We start from the raw sequence: 19,397 nt of genomic DNA, 5'->3' as shown, positions 1-19,397 counted from the left end.
TATAAAAGCCAGTAAAGGTTTAGCGGGCAGGTTGCCGCCAGTGTAAGTAGTGTCGGGATAGCGCCAGGATTAGCCGGTCAAGGGCAAAGGAAACTAACATCAGGACAAACAGCGGCATCAGCATGCCGGTGGTGTCAAAACCGCCAGCTGCTTCATCCATCATGTAGCCGATACCGGCGCGGGCGGAGATAAACTCCCCGACAATCGCGCCGATAATGGCGAAGGAGAGTGAAATGCGCAGCCCGGAAAACAGCCAGGGCACGCAGTTGGGCAGTAACACTTTGCTGAACAGCTGCCAGCGGTTAGCGCGCATCACTTTCATCAGGTTCAGCTGAATCGGATCGACGGCTTTAATCCCTTCCCAGGTGTTAATCATCATCGGCACGATGACCAGCGAGAAGGCCAGCAGGAACTTGGAACTAAAACCGATACCGACAAACATCACAATCAGCGGCGCCAGCGCCACACGTGGCAGACTGTTTAGCGCGATAATAAACGGCTCGAGCGCCGCGCCGGTCAGACGACTCATACCCAGCAGCAATCCCAGCAGCACACCGCAGACACTACCGGCCAGCAGCCCGCTCAGCGCTTCAAGCAGGGTGACGCCGAGATGATAGCTGATGCTGTTTTGCATCAGCGATTCACCTAACGCCTGCGCCAGCAGACGCGGACTGCTGGTCCAGAAAGGGTTAAACAGGCCGAGCGTGGCGCCGGATTCCCACAGCGTCAGACCGCCGATCAGAATCAGCAGCTGGATCAGGTGTATTTTGCGTTTGTCACTCATCTGCTGCGCCCCCGTTAAGCGTCTGGGTTTTGATATCACGCCAGATTTGATTGAGCAGCGTATTAAACGGCGCTGAGGCGCGCAGGCTGTCAAAGTCGCGTGGCCGGGGCAGGTTGATCTGATACTCCGCCACCACCCGACCGGGACGAGTACCCATCACCACAATACGGTCAGAGAGGAAAATGGCTTCAGCCAGGTCGTGGGTAACAAACAGCACCGTTTTCTGATGGGCTTCACGCCAGGCGTTAAACATCTCCTGGATAAAAATGCGCGTCTGCGCATCCAGCGCGCCAAAAGGCTCATCCATCAGGATAATGTCGGGATTGGTAATCAGCGTACGCGCCAGCGACACGCGCTGGCACATGCCACCGGAAAGCTGGGAAGGAAAATGGTCTTCATAACCCGCCAGTCCCATCTCGGCAATGATTTGCGTGACGCGGTCACGGATTTGCATTTTATCGGTAGCGGCAATCTCCAGCCCCAGCGCCACGTTATCGCGCACGCTGCGCCAGGGCAGCAAACCATGCTGCTGGAACATATAACCAAGGTGTGGTAACGCGCCGGAAGGGGTATTCGCCAGCGTAATCTGCCCGGACTGAATTTCCGTCAGGCCAGCGATAAAATTGAGCAGGGTGCTTTTACCACATCCGCTGGGGCCAACAATGCTGACAAACTCCTGATCATTCACCTCAAGTTGTAGCTGTTTCAGGATGTACTGTGGCGTGTCGTGGCGTGGCGAACTAACGCGGTAATCCAGCGCCTCAACTTTCAGCACGCAATGCTTTACCAGCGGAACGACCTCAGCAAGCTGAGCATGGGCACTGCTCATGGCGCATACCGTAAGGTTTGATAGAAGTGGGCCAGCGCGGCTTCCGCCACCACCCGATCCTCTTCCGCGGTGCCGGAACTGATACCGATGCCTGCGACAATCTCACCGTCAACGGTTACCGGCAGGCCACCGCCAATAATCGAGAAATGGCCGTTATTGGTGATATGTATCCCAAAAGTGGGCTGGCCGGAGACACATAACTGGTTATAAACATGGGTAGGTTTACGCGCTGTCGCCGCGGTAAAGGCTTTATCCACCGCAATAGAAATACTGGTGATTTTGCCGCCATCCATCCGGCGAAAACTGATCAGATGCCCTGACTCATCGGTTACCGCGATACACATCGGGATCTTCAGTTCCCGTGATGAAATCAGCGCGCCTTCAACCAGGGTATCGGCCTCGTCAACGGACAGGCGTTTAATATTTAACATGGGGTCTCTCCTGATGGGTTAAGTCGGTGGTGCGTAAATAGTTTTCCAGCACTTCACGATCCTGCGCGGATAGCGAAGCGTAAGGCGGGTACGGCTCTCCGGCGGTTACCCCCAGCCACTGCATCGCGGCTTTCATCACTGGCGTCAGGCCATATTTCATCCACTGGGCGGGAAACAGCGCAAACTGCGACTGAAGATGACGCGCCAGCGCCATATCGCCTTGCTGCCAGGCATTGATCAGCTTCCGCCCCAGCGCTGCCGCCGGTGGCGGCATGGTGGCGCCGGAACCGCCCAGCTCAAGGGTGATCAGCAGCATCTGCATGGTGGTGTAATAGTGCGCCAGTCCCGCTTTATCAATTTGCTGGATCAGGCGTGAAACGCGGGACAGGTCACGGGAACTCTCTTTGATGTAGTGAATGCCGTCGAGCCGGGCCAGTTCGATGGTGGCTTCCAGTGAAACATCAGCCCCGGGGCCGGCATTGAGATACAGCATCACGGGCAGACTGGTTTCCCGCGTAATATGCGTAAAATAGTTAACCAGGTCGCCGGTAGCAGGCGCGCCGCCAAACGGGCGCAATGGTGCCAGAATCTGCACTGCCTGCGCCCCTTGTGCGCCGGCGTAATCGGCCAGCTCCAGCGCGACTTTAAAAGAGGGGTGTGAAATCCCCGCCACCACCGGGCGCCGACCGTCAACAAATTCAATGGTTTTGGCGATCAGCCATTTGCGCTGTTCCAGCGTCAGACAGCTGTACTCCTGCGCCTCGACACCGGCCGCGATAACTAAAGTGGCGTCACACTGTTCCACCACATAATTAACCTGGTGTTGCAGCAAGGTTTCATCAATACGCAATTGCGCATCAAAAGGGGTAAGCGGCGGAACAATCAGGTCGGGGACGTTGTTATGCATGATAAACCTTGTCAGTTAACCGTTACGCTATATCAGGATAAAAAACTTATGCTTTAACGCATGTTATCGCACTGTTAAGCCAATATTACTGGCTAATACGCAGATTCAAACCATCAAAAACTGATTTTCTATGCAGGATAACGCATATCAAATGCGTTATTTACGGTGGAATTTGTATGTCATATATGAAATATTGAATATATAAATTGTTATGCCAACAGGGAATATATGTCGCAGAGAGAGTCTGAAAGCGCAGCGCCAGCCTGCAACGCACCGCCGTTTCTGTATGAAGAAGCGCCCAACTTTGTCGCACGTTCCACCCATGGTGATATCAGCCTGAATGCCTATCGGGGGCGGTGGGTTATGCTGTTTTCCCATCCGGCGGATTTCACGCCGGTGTGCACCAGTGAGCTGATCGCTTTTGCCCGCGCAGCTCCACGCTTTGAGGCGCTTAACTGCCAGCTGCTTGGGCTTTCCATCGACGGGCTTTACTCACATCTGGCATGGCTGAACAGCATCAAAGTGAATTTTGCAGTCGATATTCCATTTCCGCTGATTGAAGATCCGTCAATGGAAGTGGCCAGAGCCTTCGGCATGTTGCCGCGCAACTCCCACTCATCGGGTACGGTAAGAGGGGTATTTCTGATTGACCCGGAAGGGATTATTCGCGCCATTAGCTGGTATCCGATCTCCACCGGACGATCCGTGCAGGAGTTGCTGCGCCAGCTTGAAGCGATAAAACTGAGCTACGAAGTACCGTTCTATACGCCTGCTGAGTGGCAACCCGGCGAGGATACGATTGTACCGCCGCCGCGCACGATAGAGGGCGCGCGGGCGCGTCTTGAAGACAGCAGCGCGCCGGACTGGTATTACAAAACCTGTAGCAACCCGCTGAATAGCAAGGAGCCGTAAATGATTGAGGATATGGCGGCATTGCTGCGTTTGCTGGGCCATCCGATCAGACTAAATGTGGCGCTGATCCTGTTTCAGCAGCCACAAACCGTATCGGAGCTGGAAGAGAAGCTGCAGATCAAACAGCCGAATCTTTCACAGCACCTTGCGGTGCTGCGTGAGGCGGGTCTGGTATGGTCAAACCGCGAAGCGAAATCGGTGACCTATGCCATCAGCAAAGGCATGCCACAGCAGTTAGTGATGGCGTTAAGCGGACTGCTCAGGGGCGATCACGCGGCGGCTAACGCACCAGCGGCATCATATACAGAAGAGAAAATCGAGCGCCCAGGGCAGGGCGATGAACTGGTTTTCGCTACCGTCACCTTTCCGGCAGAAAAACATTAGCCACCGCCGGGAAAAGAGCGCATCGACTTGCTGTTTTATACCCTGATCGTCACAGCGGCGCGTCAGTATCTGGCGTGGGAAAAGGCGCTGTTGCAGCAACGGGATCAGCAGGAGTTATGGTTGATTAGCAACGGACGGCAGGCATAAAAAAAGCCGATAACAGTTATTGTTATCGGCTTTCTACGTGGTCTGAGCAGGGAGTTACGCGGTCAGCAGCTGTTGCGCGGTGGTCTCAACCAGCGCCAGCAGGACTTTAATATCCTCCAGCGTCACTGTCGGGTTCAGTAACGTCAGTTTCAGGCAGGTGATGCCATTAAACTCGGTTACCCCAACATTGGCGCGACCGGATTCCAGCAGCGCATCGCCAATCTGCTGGTTGTGCAATGCGACTGCCGCATCACCGCTGTTCGCCAGCTGGTGCGGGCGATAGCGGAACAGCACGCTGGCGAGCTGTGGCTGCATAACCAGCTCCAGCGACGCCTGCTCAGTAACATAGTGCGCAACCTGTTGGGCCAGAGTAACGCCATGATCGATGATCGCGGCGTACTGCTGCTGGCCTAACGCTTCCAGTCCCATCCACAGTTTTAACGCATCAAAACGGCGGGTGGTCTGCAGTGATTTCGATACAAGGTTTGGCACGCCCTGCGCTTCGTCAAACTCGGAGTTCAGGTAAGCGGCCTGATAACGCATCAGCTCATAGTGACGCTCTTCTTTTAACAGGAAAGCGCCACAACTGATGGTCTGGAAGAACTGTTTGTGGAAGTCCAGAGTAATTGAATCCACTAATTCAATACCATCCAGATAGTCGCGATACTTCTCTGACAGCAGCAATGCGCCACCCCAGGCAGCATCCACATGCACCCAGATCTGATGTTGCGCCGCCAGCGTGGCGATGGCGCGCAGCGGATCGATGGCGCCGGCATCAGTGGTGCCTGCGGTCGCCACAATCGCCAGAATCTGCTCGCCATTGGCCTGCGCCAGCGCCACTTTTTCGGCTAAATCGTTCAGATCCATGCGTGCAAAGCGATCGGTTTTCACCAGCGTAACCGACTGATAACCAAGGCCAAGTAAAGCCATGTTCTTCTGCACTGAGAAATGGGCATTTTCAGAACATAACACTTTAATCTTGCGCAGATTACCGACCAGGCCATCTTGCTGGATTGAGTGTCCCTGACGCGCAAAGAAGGCATCACGCGCCAGCATCAGACCCATCAGATTGCTCTGGGTGCCGCCACTGGTGAACACGCCAGCATCGCCAGGCTGATAACCCACCTGGGTACGCAGCCATTCAATCAGCTTCATCTCAATGATGGTGGCTGACGGGCTTTGATCCCAGGAGTCCATACTCTGGTTAGTGGCGTTAATCAGCACTTCAGCGGCCTGGCTAACCACCAGGCTCGGGCAGTGCAGATGCGCAACGCACTGCGGGTGATGCACCGACAGGCTGTCTTTTAAAAAGTATTCAATCGCACGTTCAATCGCCGCCTGGTTGCCCAGACCCTGAGGATTAAAGTCCAGCGTAATGCGCTCACGCAGTTCAGCAACCGTTTTGCCCTGATACATCTCGGGCTGTTGCAGCCACTGCACGACGGCTTCGCTACTCTGGGCAATCGCCTGCTGGTAGGCCTCAGTACTTTGCGCTGAAGCCGCCAGAATCGGGTTTAACCTGGACATCGAATTCACTCCACTCAAACTGGTTTGACGCCAGCGGAAAGCAGGGCGTTTTCAAATTTATCGAGGAAAATGGCTAATTCTTCATGAGTAATCAGCAGGGACGGCAGCAGGCGTAATACGCTGCCATGGCGTCCGCCACGTTCAAGAATCAGACCGGATTCAAAGCATTTTTTCTGCAGCAATGCGGATAACTGACCATCAGCCGGGTGACAACCCATATGATCCTGCGCTTCGTCAGGTTTAACCATCTCAATACCGATCATTAAGCCCAGACCGCGCACGTTGCCAATTACCGGGTAACGTTGCTGCAGTTCTGCCAGTCTGGCCTTCAGCCATTCACCCTGGGCAGCGACTTTCTCAGCAATCTGGTTGTCTTTCAGGTACTGCAGCGTGGTCAGGCCGGTGGCCATCGCCAGCTGGTTGCCACGGAAAGTGCCGGTATGATGGCCAGGTTCCCAGGCGTCGAACTGTTTTTTGATGCCCAGAACCGCCAGTGGCAGACCACCACCAACCGCTTTCGACATAACGATAATATCTGGCTGAATACCGGCGTGCTCAAAAGCAAAGAATTTGCCAGTACGGGCAAAGCCTGCCTGAACTTCGTCGATAATCAGCAGAATGCCGTGTTCCTGCGTCACTTTACGGATTTTCTGCAACCATTCCGCCGGCGCCGGGTTGACACCGCCTTCACCCTGAACCGCTTCCAGAATCACCGCCGCAGGTTTGCGCACGCCGCTTTCAACGTCATTGATCAGGTTTTCGAAATAGTAAGTTAATGCTTTAACGCCAGCTTCACCGCCGATACCCAGCGGGCAGCGGTACAGATGCGGATAAGGCATAAACTGCACTTCCGGCATAATGCCATTGATGGCTTCTTTTGGAGACAGGTTGCCGGTAACCGCCAGCGCGCCGTGGGTCATGCCATGATAACCACCGGAGAAGCTGATCACGCCGGTACGGCCGGTGTGCTTTTTCGCCAGTTTGATCGCGGCTTCCACCGCATCAGCACCGGATGGACCGGTAAACTGCAGGCAGTACTCTTTACCTTCGCCTGGCAGTAAAGAGAGCAGGTACTCGGAGAACTTGTCTTTTAACGGCGTAGTCAGATCAAGTGTATGTAACGGCAAGCCGCTGGTAATGACATTTTGAATGCTTTGCAGAACATCAGGATGATTATGACCAAGCGCCAGCGTACCGGCGCCAGCCAGGCAATCAAGATATTGATTATTCTCAACATCAGTAATCCAAACGCCCTGAGCTTTGGCAATTGCTAACGGCAATTTGCGCGGATAACTCCTGACATTCGATTCAAATTCAGCCTGACGCGCTAAATAGGTTTCATTGTTTCCATGTAATGAATTCGCATCTAAAGTATCAATACGGACTTTATCCGTCATCATATCTCTCCTACAACCATGGGCTTTAACGCCACAGTTGAATAATTAAATGAATAAGTTAACTACAGTATGAAAAAGCGCGGCCAATATATGGCTTTTTGCCCTGCGACTCAATAACTAATTTTGTTTAAATTTGTTTATGATTTTGTCATATAAATCATAGTGTTGGTGATTTTGTAATCGATGATATTGCCATAACTCTGTTACATGGCGATTAATAAGTGCGGCGCGGAGGAAGCGAGGGGGTAAAACAGGGTAGTTTTTACTGCCAGATGGCGCGAGAATTCATCTTTTTTAATATCTTTATATGGAACCAAACCTGTATTAACCATGTTTTTTACATGGTTGTAAGTCTTACCTTGTACGAGTAAAATTCAGGCATCTAACAAGGAAGATTCACGTAATGGAATACTATGAGTTTATAGAAACCTCAATCTTTACCCGACAGATAGAGGCGTTACTTGAGGATGAAGAGTATCTTAAATTTCAGGAAATGCTTTTAGTGAACCCCAAAGCTGGAGATGTGATTAAAGGCACTGGTGGCTGTCGTAAGGTTCGGTTCGCTGTTGCTGAAAAAATAAAGGGCAGAGCGGAGGCATTCGCAATATCTATTATTTTCAGGAAACTGACGGCAGGATATGGCTATTCATGGCTTATCCAAAGAACCGAAAAGACAGCTTAACGGGGGCAGAAAAGAATGCACTCAAAGAAGCCATACACAAATTGAAAGGCGGTAAATTATGAGTGATTTCTTTAATGAGCTTATGGCGTCAGTCGATGAAGCTGTTGAGATCAGTCAGGGTAGAAAAGAGCCAGCCAGAGTAACGCGTTACGCGGTGCCGGATGTTAAAGCTATCAGGGCCAGGACTCACATGAAGCAGGATGACTTCGCAATACTGATTGGCGTAAGCTCCGCTCTGGTCCAGGCATGGGAACAAGGGCGGAGAAGTCCATCCGGAGCAGCGTTGAAGCTACTCAAAGTACTTGAACGAAAGCCTGATTTTGTTCAGGTATTACGTGAGGCTTAACGCCCCTTTTTCTTACGCCCGGGCTGGTTAAAGCGCTTGCGCGAAGCCGAATTACCATCTGATTTTTCGCTGTTTTTTGGCCCGCTGACCGCCGGTTTTTTCGCGGCGGCAGCTTTAACCGGGGCTTTTTTCACCGGTTTTTCCTCGGAGGAGGAGTTTTCAATCAGTTTAAATAACTCAATCAGTTCATCGTCGGTCAGATCGCGCCATTCACCCTGCGGCAACCCCTTCAGATTGACGTTCATGATTCGCGTGCGTTCAAGCTTAGTCACTTCATAGCCAAAGTGCTTACACATGCGACGAATCTGACGGTTAAGCCCCTGTACCAGCGTGATGCGAAACACAAAGGTCGCTTCTTTCTTTACTTTGCATTTTTTGGTCACCGTGCCGAGCATCGGCACACCAGCCCCCAGGCCGACAATAAACTCGTCGGTCACTGGCTTGTTGACGGTCACCACATACTCTTTTTCATGATCGTTGCCGGCGCGCAGGATTTTGTTGACCAGATCGCCGTGATTGGTCAGGAAAATCAGTCCCTGCGACTCTTTATCCAGACGGCCGATAGGGAAGACGCGCTTGCTGTGGTTAACAAAATTAACAATGTTATCCTGTTCACCCTCTTCCGTAGTGCTGATAATGCCAACCGGCTTATTCAGCGCGATCAGCACCAGATCTTCTTCGTCACGCGGCTCGATAAGCTGACCATTAACCTTCACCACATCGCCAGGAGAGACCTGAATACCCACCGTGGCACGTTTGCCGTTGATAAAAACATTTCCCTGTTCGATGTAACGATCGGCATCACGGCGCGAGCAGATACCGCTCTCGCTAATATATTTGTTAAGGCGAATGGATGTGTTGGTCAGCATGGTTCCTCCGTAAAATGCGGACTATACCTTAGCGCGCAGCGATTGCGAAGTCTGGCCGCGAACGTCGTTGCACGTCTCAGTAAAAAAAATGCATTCCGCCGCAAATATTTTTAACGCTGATTCGTCTACCTCTGTAGCCAAACAACATAGAGTGGACAAAATGAAAAATCGTAAATTTAAAATAGTGCTTATGATTGCCGTGGCGGTTATCGCGGTGACAACCCTGGTGATGTTGCTGTGGAATGCGCTGTTGCCGGCTATCTTTGGCGTAAAAAGCATCGGTTTTTTCCAGGCGCTGGGATTACTGATCCTCAGTAAAATCCTGTTCGGCGGTTTCCGCGGCCATGGCCTGTTTGGTCGTCACCGCCGGGAACTACGTGAACACTGGATGGCGATGAGCCCCGAGGAGCGTGAGGCATTTATCAAGCAGCGTGGCAGAGGGCGCTGGCATGGATGCTGTAGTCGCAAGGATCGGGACGCTGAATCACGCAGCGACGAGGGTGGCCAGGCATAATGGCTAAAATAGCGACGGAGCGGAACCTTGATCTGATCGCTGCTCTGCGTGGCTGCCAGAAACGGCTGCGGGCGTTTATTGCCAGGCGCACCGCGAGTCTTGCTGATGCAGAGGATGTTTATCAGGAGATCAGCTATCAGTTGATTAAAGCCGATAGTTATCTGCATCCTGTTGAACAGGTCGCCGCGTGGCTCTATCGCGCTGCCCGTAATGAGCTGATTGACCGGTCGCGTAAAAAGCGTGAACTGCTGCTATCCGACATGCTGGATAAACAGTGGCCAGCGGGGGATGAGCTGGGTGAGATATTGCTGAATCCGCAAAACAGCGCTGAGGATCACTATTTAAGTCAGCTGGTCTGGCAGGAGCTGGAGCAGGCACTGGCGGATATGCCGCTGGCACAGCGTGAAGCGTTTGAAAAGACAGAACTTCAGGGCTATTCCTTTAAGCAACTCGCCGATGAAACAGGGACTGCGGTTGAAACCCTGTTATCACGTAAGCACCAGGCGGTGCTGTTTTTGCGACTGCGGCTTCAGGTGCTTTATGATGCGTTGATCGACACCTGAATGCCCGGCGTATAACTTAATTTCCGGGAAACAGAATAATGTTCCATCTGATTTTTAGCCTGCCCAGCTGGTATGCCATCGTGCGCTTTATTGGCCCGTTGCCGTGGCCGCCAGCGGTAAAAGTTGTGATCTCGTTACTGATGCTGCTCTCCTCGCAATATCTGTTGTTCAGCAAGTTTTCATCTGGCAGCGCGATGTCGCCGGAGATGCCGAGAATCGTCATTATCCTGTTTAACTGGGCGTTCAGTGCGGTGTTATTTATCGCCATTTCCCAGCTACTGCTCGACGTGGTGATGCTTATCGCCATGCTGTTGCAGCATCCGCTGGAGATTGTGCCTTTTGTTCGCTATGTGGCGGGTATTGCGGCGCTGCTGCTGGCGGCATTTGGGGTTTATCAGGCAATACGCGTACCGCCGGTTAAAGACATTATTATCGAAGTCAAAAACCTGTCGCATCAGTTTGAGGGCTATCAGCTGTTGCAGCTGACTGATTTACATATCAGCAAGCTGTTTAACCGATTATGGACAACGCGTCTGGTCAAACAGGCAAATGCCCTGAGTGTTGACCTTATCGTGATCACCGGCGATGTGATTGATGGCACGCTGGCAAACAGGAAAGGGGACGTCGATCCGCTGCGCGGGCTGCGTGCGCCAGATGGTGTGTTTGCGATCACCGGCAATCACGAATATTTCTTTGAACAACAGGCATGGACCGAGCACCTTGACTCACTGGGAATGAAACCGCTGATCAATAGCCATACGGTAATTGAGCGGCGTGGAGAGAGCCTGGTGCTGGCAGGGGTGACGGATATGTCGGCGCCGCGCTCAGGTTTTCCCGGCCCGGATTTAGGTAAAGCGCTGGCAGGCGCGCCACAGGATGCGGCGGTGATGCTACTCGATCATTACCTTAAAACTAAAAAACTTGTAGATTCACTGTTAAGCGTCAAGCGATTGCTGATGTTTTTCACTGAACAGCTCCCCAGCAACACTCTTCGCTCTTATGCAGGGGCGGCGTTCTCGCCGCCCGTGACGATGATGTGCACCAGGGCAAGACGCCAGTCAGCCTGGCCCGCTGCTGGATGGCACTGATTTAGTAAGAAGAAAAAATAGAGTTCTAAATCAGCAAGTGGGTGCATTAGACAGGCGCACTGCAGGCCGATATCGGCTAGCCGGGTTGCTGAAGAGATAAGGGCAGTGAGATCATTTTAATTGCCCTTATACATTCATTTTAGAGCACATTACCTGTTCACTTAAGGAAATGCACAGATGCCAGACACCAGAGATCGCACAATAACAGGAAGAGCAAAGCAATGGGCGCGTAATATCAAGCGTGATGTGCACGCCGTATGGCTTGCTGGCCGCGACCCGGGTACACCATGGTACGCCAAGTTGCTCGCTTTGATTGTTGCTGCCTATGCAGTGTCACCGATTGACCTTATCCCTGACTTTATTCCGGTGATCGGCTATCTTGATGACCTGATCCTTGTGCCGCTCGGAATCATGCTGGTTGTTCGACTGATTCCGCCAGAGATAATGGACCAGCATCGGAAAACTGCCTCACAGATCGCCGAAAGGCCCGTAAGTCGTGTGACCGCAGCCGTGTTTATTGCCATCTGGATCGCGGGCAGCATTCTCCTGACCAGAGCCTTTTTTTGCAAGTAAGCCGCAGTTGGTTAAGCTACACAGAGGAGGAGGACTGAAAGAGCAATTCGCCGGCTAACAACATTGCGTCAAATGATGGCTGAAGATCCCGGCTGTCAGAGGCATGGCTGGGCTGGCGCAGAGTAATGGGTGATTTAAGCAGAACCTCAGGCTGCGGATAAACATCAGATTTCACGTATCGTGACCTTGGTGCGCATAATGTATATTATGTTAAATTGAATATCAGTATACGAACCGTGCTACCGGAATCCTGCTAACCTTCTCTCCTGTCTTCTGATGGTCTGTTTTATCACGGATGATTTGCCTGCTTAGTTCCCTGATGAAAACGCATCTGCCAGCTTTCTTCTTCTGACATCATCCAGATTGATAAGCGTAGCGTTCGCTTGTTGATCACTTCTGCGCTGTTCTGCTGAAAACTTTTATACGTGAGTAAATGCCATGCCATCAGCAATCATCGCTAATGCGAAATCGCTGGCCTCTGTTTCTGACTGAGGACATTCCAACGCCGTCAAGATTTGCTCCCGTGTGTAACTCTGACCCAAGCGGCCAATCTCGACAAAATCCCTATGCATCAATTTATCCACCATTCCGGCATCACTGCGTGTCGCAGTCTGATGCAGACGGATTTCCAGCTCCTGGATTGACGGCAACAGCTCTGTTGAATCAGGCAAAATGCCTCGATATATCTATCTAATTGAACAATAAGGATTAATACCCACTGATCGCGCTGTGTGAATTCTGAGTTTTTAGCAGCATCCCAGTGCATCAGAATTTACGCAGAAGCGTCAAATAAAGGGCGGTTCCCTGCCCTTTAATCTGTGATTTTTTCTGTAACATCTCAGGATAAGGAGCGTGGTTGATTATGCAGGTTCTTCATATCTGGATATTTCTTCGCTTGTTAATTTAAGATCAAGAGAACCAACCTCCTTCCTTATAATTAGCCTGAGATAACGACGCTTATCGTAAAAATCCTTGAGTTTTTTTTCATTGAAATCGACTAGTCCATTATTTTCAACGTTTTTATTAATAATTGTTGTCAGGTAAGACCTGAAATCAAATAAATTTCTCCGGCATCTTTCTGATAAATATAACCCACTTTTGCTGTTAAAAGTTTTTTCAAGAAGATCAATGAATTGCCTGGTGTTAGATATTGACAGGAAAATTTTATCCCCATCTTTCTGGATTATTCTTCCATTACCTCCTGAACGGGAAGTCGCATCAAATATGCTCCAAATAGTTTCAAGTGCGTTTAGTTGGCGCCTGATGATCTCAGCCCTGTGCGAAGCTGATAATGTTTTCATTGCTTGTTTTGTTTGTTTTTTTACTGACAAAAAAGCAACATAAGAAGCAATTCCTGTGCCCAGAAAAGCAGCAAGCGCAGTAATCAGCGCAGAAGTTATTTCTTTTTCCATCATTTATGACCTTCTCAAAACAGTAAAATAAATCATTCAACAACGGTTTCACCCGTTTATCGCTTTCCGTCAGCGGATGCTTCCACGGGTAAATCTTTCGCCAGCGTTGAGAAATAGCGCTGTTTTTGCCATTGAGCGCGATCGCCAATGACATACAAACGTTGTTTGGCCCTGCTCACCGCGACATTTAACAGATTAGGTCGGCTGGCCGCCCACGCCCTGGCGCCCGGTTTCTGCAGATTGCCCCCCAAAACTAATACCACCACGCTGGCTTCTTTACCCTGAGTGGTATGTACGGTGCCGGTTTTCTGGGTATCAAACTCAAGTCGGGAAGCGAGCGTTCTTAGCTTTCTGGCACAATCTCTGAAAGGAGAAATCAGGAAAATATTTTCTGGCAGAACATGATGAATATCTCGCAGGTCGAGCAGTAGTTTTTCTACCGCCTCTCCTTCTTCAATAACCCAGTTTCCCTCACACTCCTTACCCACAACATCTATCCAGCTGCTTTTGGGTAATGGCGTGGCAGTTTGCTGTTTACCGTGAACCATCAAACCATCGTAAGCAACTTTATTACTGACAGTGAACATTGGGTCATCACAGCGCCGATGAACGCGTAATGGACAACCAACCCAGACCGGCCCTTTATCAGGATCAGGGAGACAGGTTCCCAGATTCATCGTCTGGTCAGCAAGAACCTGCGCCGAAATTTCTCCCGGCCACCAGGAGGGGGGAACACCATAGTGCTGTGCAAGTGCGCCCTCTACTATCGCAGGAATGCCGCTTACCGGCTCAAGCTGTTTAGGATCGCCGACCACAACCGTTCTGGCCGCACGCCATATGGCTCCCGCAGCCTGCTGCGGCAGCGCCTGACCAGCCTCATCAATCAGTAACCAGCCAATCGCTTCCCGGCCAATCTTTTTAAACATGCGTGGAATAGAGGCAAAAGTCGTTGAAATTACGGGAACGATAAGCGTCAGGGAATCAAGCGCTAATGCAGCCTGCTCGTCTGGCATGTTCTTACCCTGCAGCCAGTCACTTACCAGATTAATATTGCTAAGAATCTCGTTTGGATGAGTCTCAATAAAGGATCTGTGAACATCCAGTGCGGCCAGAAACAGGGCTTCCCTGGCCTTGCGCCAGTCTTCATGCGCCCATGGGGCTGACTTTTCTCTCACATCATCAGAGGCAAATGGGTCTGGCCAAAAATCACCCATCGCTGATTTTGCTTGATCCAGCAGGATCTCTGCGGCATTGAGACTTTCGCGCGTTTTAACAACGGAACTATCAGCCTGTTGCAATTCCAGTTCCAGCGCTGAGACTGTTTTAAACGTATCAGCCTGCTTTATTTTTATCGACGTCAACGCTTTCTGTTGTGGGGCAACGTCATCCCGGATTGAATCACACTCAAGCGTCAGGCGGTGATATCGATCCCACCATTCCCGATGCGAGCGACCCAGGGTTGCCAGCCCGGCCAGCAGTCCTGGTTTGTTAGATTCATGCTGATGCAGACGTTGTTCAACCGCGTTGAGCTGACCCAGCCAATCCTGGCAAATATCCGCTAATTGCAGGACCCCGGCATCCAGTGCTGATAAATCCTTGCGAGCCTGGCTGACTCGGGTATTAATAAGATCGCGTGCCTCTGTCGTTTCGTTAATACCGCGACGCAGTGCCGTTAGCTGCTCATCCAACCCTGAGTATGCGATCAATTGCTGGCGGCTGGCATCTTCACGCTGCTGTGCTTTTTGAAAACGCGCGACCGCTTCACACCACGGCATCGCTGGCGCTCTTGCTCCGTCTCTTATCATTCTGAGGTGGTAAGCAAGTCCCTCTCCGCGCCCTGGCGTAAAAGTGTCGGGTGGTAATGAGGTGTCATTTTTGTTTTCCTCGGGCTTACGCCACCAGAAAATCTTCATAAACTCATCCCTGTTACCTTTATTGCCCAGTCTTGCCGCCAACAGGCCCCAACCGGGTTTACCGATCAGCTCAGAAACCAGATCGGTAAAATAATCACTTTGGCCAGACACACTGGCGGGAACGGCCTCTTCTCCCGGCAGCTCAAGTGATATGTTCTCCACCGCGCCGTTATTAGCCGAGGCGACGACAATGGCTGACCCCTTTATCGCCGCATGAAGCTGATAATATGGAATCCAGCTATCGCCGAGCTTGATTGCTTTTTTGGCTGAGAAAGCCTCATTGATATGGCTAATCAACCCTGTTGCCCGTTGCGTCACCACCGCGGCAACCACATCACGCAGGAGTGTGGTTTTGCCGGTGCCCGGTGGTCCATTAACGGCAAAAATCCCTGCCTGGTCAGCGTTGCGACGCCAGATCTCATTCACAGCCAACTGCTGGCTGAATGCCAGTGGATATTGGGATGGCCACGCCCCCGCTGGTGCCTGTGCTGGCAGCAGTCTTTGGAATGCAAAACTCAAACCGTCTGAGGAGCGGATATCGACACGCGGCCTCTCAGGTTCTGAGATCGCACTCATATACTCAGAGAATCCCGGGCCAACATCTTTTCGCGCCCAGGCCGCGCCAAGCTGGCGTAACTCCTGAATAAAAAAGCTGTTTAATAAATCATCAGGCGCGGCGGCCACGGAAGATTTTTTTTCACCCTCTTCCGGTTTATCTCCTGATCGAGGTGTGCTGATCTTATTGCCAGGCCCGCTATCCCCGACCGGTTTTGGTGCTTTAACCTGAGTACATTTAACAAGACAGACAAGCCTGGAATCCATCACTGAGTGCGGGAACCGCGTTTTTTCAAGCACCCTCTCCGCCAGAGTTATCATCCAGGGCAAATCAGCTTTTTGTTGCTGTTTCTGTAAATGAAAGGCTTCATCAGCGACCCATTGCATAAAGTGGCGGGTTAACTGATCGAAATCAGAAAAACCACTGTCGACCAGAGGGATGGTGTCGCCAGGTGCAGGTAAACCAGATAAATCAGCGGGGATACTTTGTTCCAGAGAAATAACGCCGTGATCGTGTTGCAGAATTTGCCCGGCAGACCATACGGGCAGTGATAACATAAAGGACTCGAATTGCGGTATCCCAAGTTCGTTGAAGCTGATATCAAACAGGCGGCTTTTGCCATTTGCCCTGTCTTCAAAAACCTCGCCATGCGCCCCAATCTTATTTTCAAGCTGCTCAGAGAGTGAGGAGAGATCATAAACACCGCATTGAACCGTGTAGCGCCAGACCTTTTTAAAGGCAAGCGGTTTACGTATATGCCTCACATTATCCCAGGGTAAAACACCGCCAAATTCAATTTTATATGCCGGGTGCAACATATCATCAGGATTGTCTTTGTCGAGTTGCTGTGTAGTTAACGCTTCGACAGCTCCCCAGAAAGGAAAAATTTTTTGCACCTGCAGGTGTTGTTGAGTCACATAAACCTCCGTTGTCGATCTGCTGCATGATTTATTGCAAACAGCAGTGCTTAACCACACCCAGGGGTATCGAGTCTGAACCACTATCCAGGGAGGATATCAGCATGATTCCTGAACCATATCTGATCTGGAGACGGGAATAAAGTTCGGCTATAATTCCTGCTCTTCCCCTAAATCCCCCTTTGAGGTTCACAGCGAAATGAACAACTAATGTGTCGTTACTGCTTACTTATCTGCTAAGAGTAAACGCGCATTGTCGTTCATCATTGATGCTGGGCTGCTACCGGAATCTGTCCGGTAGTTTAGCTATGACATGCTTTCCGCGCGTTGCTATCTGGCAGTTTCCCAATGACTGAGGATAGACAATGACGAAATTCCCTTTATCAACAACGGATATCTACCTGCACAATCAAACTGTGTGGGATCGCCTGGCGCGTGAAAAATGTGACTGGTCGAGCCCGGTATCGGCAAAAACCATCCAGGCTGCCCGCAACGGACACTGGCGTGTACAACTCACGCCAGGTGAACTTCCAGCGGGCTGGTTGCCGGATGTTCGTGGCTTGCGCATTCTTTGCCTGGCGGCTTCCGGCGGACAACAGGCGCCGGTGCTCGCTGCTGCTGGCGCTAATGTTGTGGTGCTGGACGCGTCACGCGAGCAGCTGGCTTTAGATGAGTTTGTCGCTAAACGCGATGGCCTGACGCTGCAAACCGTATCAGGTGATATGCAGGATCTCTCGGCTTTCCCGGATGAAGCATTTGATCTGATTTTTCATCCGATATCAAACCTTTACGTTCCGGATATCCGCCGCGTATGGCATGAGTGTTTCCGCGTGCTTCGCCCGGGCGGGAAACTGCTCAGCAGCTTTTATAATCCGGTGGTGTTCATCTTTGATCGCGATCCCGAACTGGCGGCAAAAGGTCTGTTGAAACCACGTTTTGCTTTGCCCTATGCCGATATTTCAGACCTGGATGCGGAGGAACTTGCGCGTAAACAGCAGAAAAACGAAGCGCTGGTATTTAGCCATACGCTTGCCGCACAAATAGGCGGACAACTGGCTGCGGGCTTAATACTGGTTGGCTTTGATGAGGTTCATCAGCCGAACCCGCGCTTTATTATTGATGGGTATATGCCGACGTTTATGGCGACATGTTCGGTCAGGCCGTCGTAGCCGCTGTATGATCCCGCAGTTAATGCGGGATCAATTTACCTTTCAGCTTTATTAAGCAGTATAACGTGTTGACTTTACGCCGGATAATAAGAAAATATTTCAATCCGAATAACTACCAGAAAAACTGGAGTTTATCATCGTCTGTTCTCCGAGCTTTTCCCGCTTAAGCACTCTCAGGCCAGCCGTTTTTGCAGCCATGGCGCTTTTACTTGCCAGTTGTTCCTCTGAACCGCCGAAGTCACTGGTCACGCCATTGCCTGCTGTGGTTAAACCAGCCATTCCGGCAAAACCTGAGCCGGCTAAAGAACCGGTACGTGGCGTCTGGCTGGCGACCGTTTCCCGCCTTGACTGGCCACCGGTTGCATCGGTGAATATCCGCAATGCGGCGCTGCGCAACAGCCAGCAGCAGAAAGCGCTGACCGATAAGCTGGATAAGCTGAAAAACCTCGGCATCAATACCGTTTTCTTCCAGGTCAAACCCGATGGCACCGCCCTCTGGCCGTCAAAAATCCTGCCATGGTCCGATATGCTTACCGGCACGATTGGCGAGGATCCCGGCTACGATCCGTTGCAGTTTATGCTGGATGAGGCGCATAAGCGCGGAATGAAAGTCCATGCCTGGTTTAATCCCTATCGCGTATCGGTTAATACCCAATCTTCAACCGTCGCTGAGCTGAACCGCACACTGTCGTTGCATCCGGCCAGCGTGTTTGTCCTGCATCACGACTGGATCCGTACCGCGGGCGATCGTTTTGTTCTTGACCCGGGAATTCCGGATGCGCGCGACTGGATCACCAGCATCGTCGCCGAGGTGGTTGCGCGTTACCCTGTCGACGGAGTGCAGTTCGATGATTACTTCTATGCCGAATCCCCCGGCTCCACGCTAAACGACAGTCAGACCTTCCGCCAGTACGGTCAGGGTTTTGCCACAAAGGCGGACTGGCGGCGACACAATACTCAGCAGCTGATTGAACAGGTTTCTCGCACGATTAAGCAACTGAAACCCGATGTTGAATTTGGCGTCAGTCCGGCTGGCGTATGGCGCAACCTTTCGCACGACCCGGCAGGTTCCGATACGCGCGGTGCGGCAGCCTATGATGAAGCCTATGCCGATACCCGTCGCTGGGTGCAGCAAGGGTTGCTGGACTATATTGCTCCGCAGATCTACTGGCCCTTCTCCCGGAAAGCGGCCCGTTATGATGTGCTGGCAAAATGGTGGGCGGAAGTGGTGAAACCGACCAGTACGCGTCTGTATATCGGCGTGGCACTGTATAAAGTGGGTGAATCGTCAAAAAATGAACCAGACTGGACGGTAAATGGCGGCGTACCGGAACTGAAAAAACAGCTCGATTTAAATGAGTCCGAACCCAATATTAACGGCACGATTCTGTTCAGAGAGAACTACCTTAATCAACCGCAGACACAGGACGCGGTCAGTTACCTCAGAAGTCGCTGGGGTGGCTGACGAAAAGGGAAA

General features: G+C 51.5%; 21 protein-coding genes. 10 read left to right on the top strand and 11 right to left on the bottom strand.

The genetic code is table 11. The features are described from left to right. Window positions 1-19 precede the first annotated feature (19 nt). From N5923_RS19945 to N5923_RS19930, 4 genes are read right to left on the bottom strand one after another with little or no spacing between them, the layout of a single operon-like run. The gene (locus tag N5923_RS19945) at window positions 20-784 is read right to left on the bottom strand and encodes an ABC transporter permease (RefSeq protein ID WP_267141831.1); all 765 of its coding nucleotides are present in this window, start codon (window positions 782-784) and stop codon (window positions 20-22) included. Further along, window positions 777-1,613, bottom strand: a complete 837-nt coding sequence (locus N5923_RS19940) for an ABC transporter ATP-binding protein (protein ID WP_267141832.1) — start codon at window positions 1,611-1,613, stop codon at window positions 777-779. Before N5923_RS19940 ends, N5923_RS19945 begins: the two co-directional genes overlap by 8 nt. Then, complete coding sequence (locus tag N5923_RS19935) at window positions 1,610-2,044, bottom strand: GlcG/HbpS family heme-binding protein (RefSeq protein ID WP_267141833.1); 435 nt, start codon at window positions 2,042-2,044, stop codon at window positions 1,610-1,612. Before N5923_RS19935 ends, N5923_RS19940 begins: the two co-directional genes overlap by 4 nt. Next, complete coding sequence (locus N5923_RS19930; RefSeq protein ID WP_267141834.1) at window positions 2,031-2,951, bottom strand: dihydrodipicolinate synthase family protein; 921 nt, start codon at window positions 2,949-2,951, stop codon at window positions 2,031-2,033. The genes N5923_RS19935 and N5923_RS19930 overlap by 14 nt, the downstream gene beginning before the upstream one ends. Before the next feature lie 228 nt (window positions 2,952-3,179). Here N5923_RS19930 and N5923_RS19925 point away from each other — a divergent pair, with 228 nt between their 5' ends. Both N5923_RS19925 and N5923_RS19920 read left to right on the top strand, forming a co-directional pair. Continuing rightward, the gene (locus N5923_RS19925) at window positions 3,180-3,863 is read left to right on the top strand and encodes a peroxiredoxin (RefSeq protein ID WP_267141835.1); all 684 of its coding nucleotides are present in this window, start codon (window positions 3,180-3,182) and stop codon (window positions 3,861-3,863) included. Next, window positions 3,864-4,247 (top strand): ArsR/SmtB family transcription factor, encoded by a 384-nt coding sequence (locus tag N5923_RS19920; RefSeq protein WP_267141836.1) that lies wholly within the window; start codon window positions 3,864-3,866, stop codon window positions 4,245-4,247. Window positions 4,248-4,448: 201 nt separating this feature from the next. Here the strand turns inward: N5923_RS19920 and N5923_RS19915 are convergent, their stop codons facing one another. Next, window positions 4,449-5,921 (bottom strand): pyridoxal phosphate-dependent decarboxylase family protein, encoded by a 1,473-nt coding sequence (locus tag N5923_RS19915; protein WP_267141837.1) that lies wholly within the window; start codon window positions 5,919-5,921, stop codon window positions 4,449-4,451. 14 nt (window positions 5,922-5,935) lie between these two features. Beyond that, window positions 5,936-7,321: a diaminobutyrate--2-oxoglutarate transaminase gene (locus tag N5923_RS19910; protein ID WP_267141838.1), complete on the bottom strand. Its 1,386-nt coding sequence runs from the start codon at window positions 7,319-7,321 to the stop codon at window positions 5,936-5,938. A 400-nt stretch (window positions 7,322-7,721) separates the two neighbouring features. Here N5923_RS19910 and N5923_RS19905 point away from each other — a divergent pair, with 400 nt between their 5' ends. Together N5923_RS19905 and nadS are read left to right on the top strand one after the other, a co-directional pair. After that, complete coding sequence (locus tag N5923_RS19905; RefSeq protein WP_456119821.1) at window positions 7,722-8,000, top strand: hypothetical protein; 279 nt, start codon at window positions 7,722-7,724, stop codon at window positions 7,998-8,000. Between the two features lie 58 nt (window positions 8,001-8,058). Continuing rightward, entirely contained in the window at window positions 8,059-8,346 is a 288-nt protein-coding gene (gene nadS, locus N5923_RS19900) for a NadS family protein (RefSeq protein ID WP_267141839.1), read from the top strand. Here nadS and rluF read toward each other — a convergent pair. Beyond that, window positions 8,343-9,215, bottom strand: a complete 873-nt coding sequence (gene rluF, locus N5923_RS19895; protein ID WP_267141840.1) for a 23S rRNA pseudouridine(2604) synthase RluF — start codon at window positions 9,213-9,215, stop codon at window positions 8,343-8,345. The genes nadS and rluF overlap by 4 nt on opposite strands. A 160-nt stretch (window positions 9,216-9,375) precedes the next feature. On the opposite strand from rluF, the gene N5923_RS19890 reads away from it, so the two are divergent. The 4 genes from N5923_RS19890 to N5923_RS19875 all read left to right on the top strand — a co-directional run bounded on the left by N5923_RS19890 (window position 9,376) and on the right by N5923_RS19875 (window position 11,953). Further along, window positions 9,376-9,729 carry a hypothetical protein gene (locus tag N5923_RS19890; RefSeq protein ID WP_267141841.1) on the top strand — a complete coding sequence of 118 codons (354 nt, stop codon included), beginning with the start codon at window positions 9,376-9,378 and terminating at the stop codon, window positions 9,727-9,729. Continuing rightward, a complete protein-coding gene (locus N5923_RS19885; RefSeq protein WP_267141842.1) occupies window positions 9,729-10,292 on the top strand; it encodes an RNA polymerase sigma factor in 564 nt (187 codons plus the stop codon). The genes N5923_RS19890 and N5923_RS19885 overlap by 1 nt, the downstream gene beginning before the upstream one ends. 38 nt (window positions 10,293-10,330) lie before the next feature. Further along, window positions 10,331-11,380 (top strand): metallophosphoesterase, encoded by a 1,050-nt coding sequence (locus N5923_RS19880; RefSeq protein ID WP_267141843.1) that lies wholly within the window; start codon window positions 10,331-10,333, stop codon window positions 11,378-11,380. A 177-nt stretch (window positions 11,381-11,557) separates the two neighbouring features. After that, a complete protein-coding gene (locus tag N5923_RS19875; protein WP_267141844.1) occupies window positions 11,558-11,953 on the top strand; it encodes a YkvA family protein in 396 nt (131 codons plus the stop codon). A 289-nt stretch (window positions 11,954-12,242) separates the two neighbouring features. Here N5923_RS19875 and N5923_RS19870 read toward each other — a convergent pair whose 3' ends face one another. The 4 genes from N5923_RS19870 to N5923_RS19855 all read right to left on the bottom strand — a co-directional run bounded on the left by N5923_RS19870 (window position 12,243) and on the right by N5923_RS19855 (window position 16,751). After that, window positions 12,243-12,398: a hypothetical protein gene (locus N5923_RS19870; RefSeq protein WP_267141877.1), complete on the bottom strand. Its 156-nt coding sequence runs from the start codon at window positions 12,396-12,398 to the stop codon at window positions 12,243-12,245. Next, window positions 12,373-12,540 (bottom strand): hypothetical protein, encoded by a 168-nt coding sequence (locus N5923_RS19865; protein WP_267141875.1) that lies wholly within the window; start codon window positions 12,538-12,540, stop codon window positions 12,373-12,375. The genes N5923_RS19870 and N5923_RS19865 overlap by 26 nt, the downstream gene beginning before the upstream one ends. A 273-nt stretch (window positions 12,541-12,813) precedes the next feature. Next, the gene (locus tag N5923_RS19860) at window positions 12,814-13,368 is read right to left on the bottom strand and encodes a hypothetical protein (protein ID WP_267141845.1); all 555 of its coding nucleotides are present in this window, start codon (window positions 13,366-13,368) and stop codon (window positions 12,814-12,816) included. Between the two features lie 53 nt (window positions 13,369-13,421). Then, window positions 13,422-16,751 (bottom strand): DEAD/DEAH box helicase, encoded by a 3,330-nt coding sequence (locus N5923_RS19855; RefSeq protein ID WP_267145262.1) that lies wholly within the window; start codon window positions 16,749-16,751, stop codon window positions 13,422-13,424. 365 nt (window positions 16,752-17,116) lie between these two features. Between N5923_RS19855 and N5923_RS19850 the strand changes: the two genes are divergently transcribed. After that, window positions 17,117-17,920, top strand: coding sequence for a class I SAM-dependent methyltransferase (locus tag N5923_RS19850; protein ID WP_267141847.1), 804 nt, complete (start codon window positions 17,117-17,119; stop codon window positions 17,918-17,920). A 196-nt stretch (window positions 17,921-18,116) separates the two neighbouring features. Continuing rightward, entirely contained in the window at window positions 18,117-19,385 is a 1,269-nt protein-coding gene (locus tag N5923_RS19845) for a glycoside hydrolase family 10 protein (protein ID WP_267141848.1), read from the top strand. Window positions 19,386-19,397 lie beyond the last annotated feature (12 nt).

The sequence above is a fragment of the Winslowiella arboricola genome (assembly GCF_025527015.1).
GTDB classification, from domain to species: domain Bacteria; phylum Pseudomonadota; class Gammaproteobacteria; order Enterobacterales; family Enterobacteriaceae; genus Erwinia; species Erwinia arboricola.
This window is presented reverse-complemented; position numbering and strand designations above follow the sequence as displayed.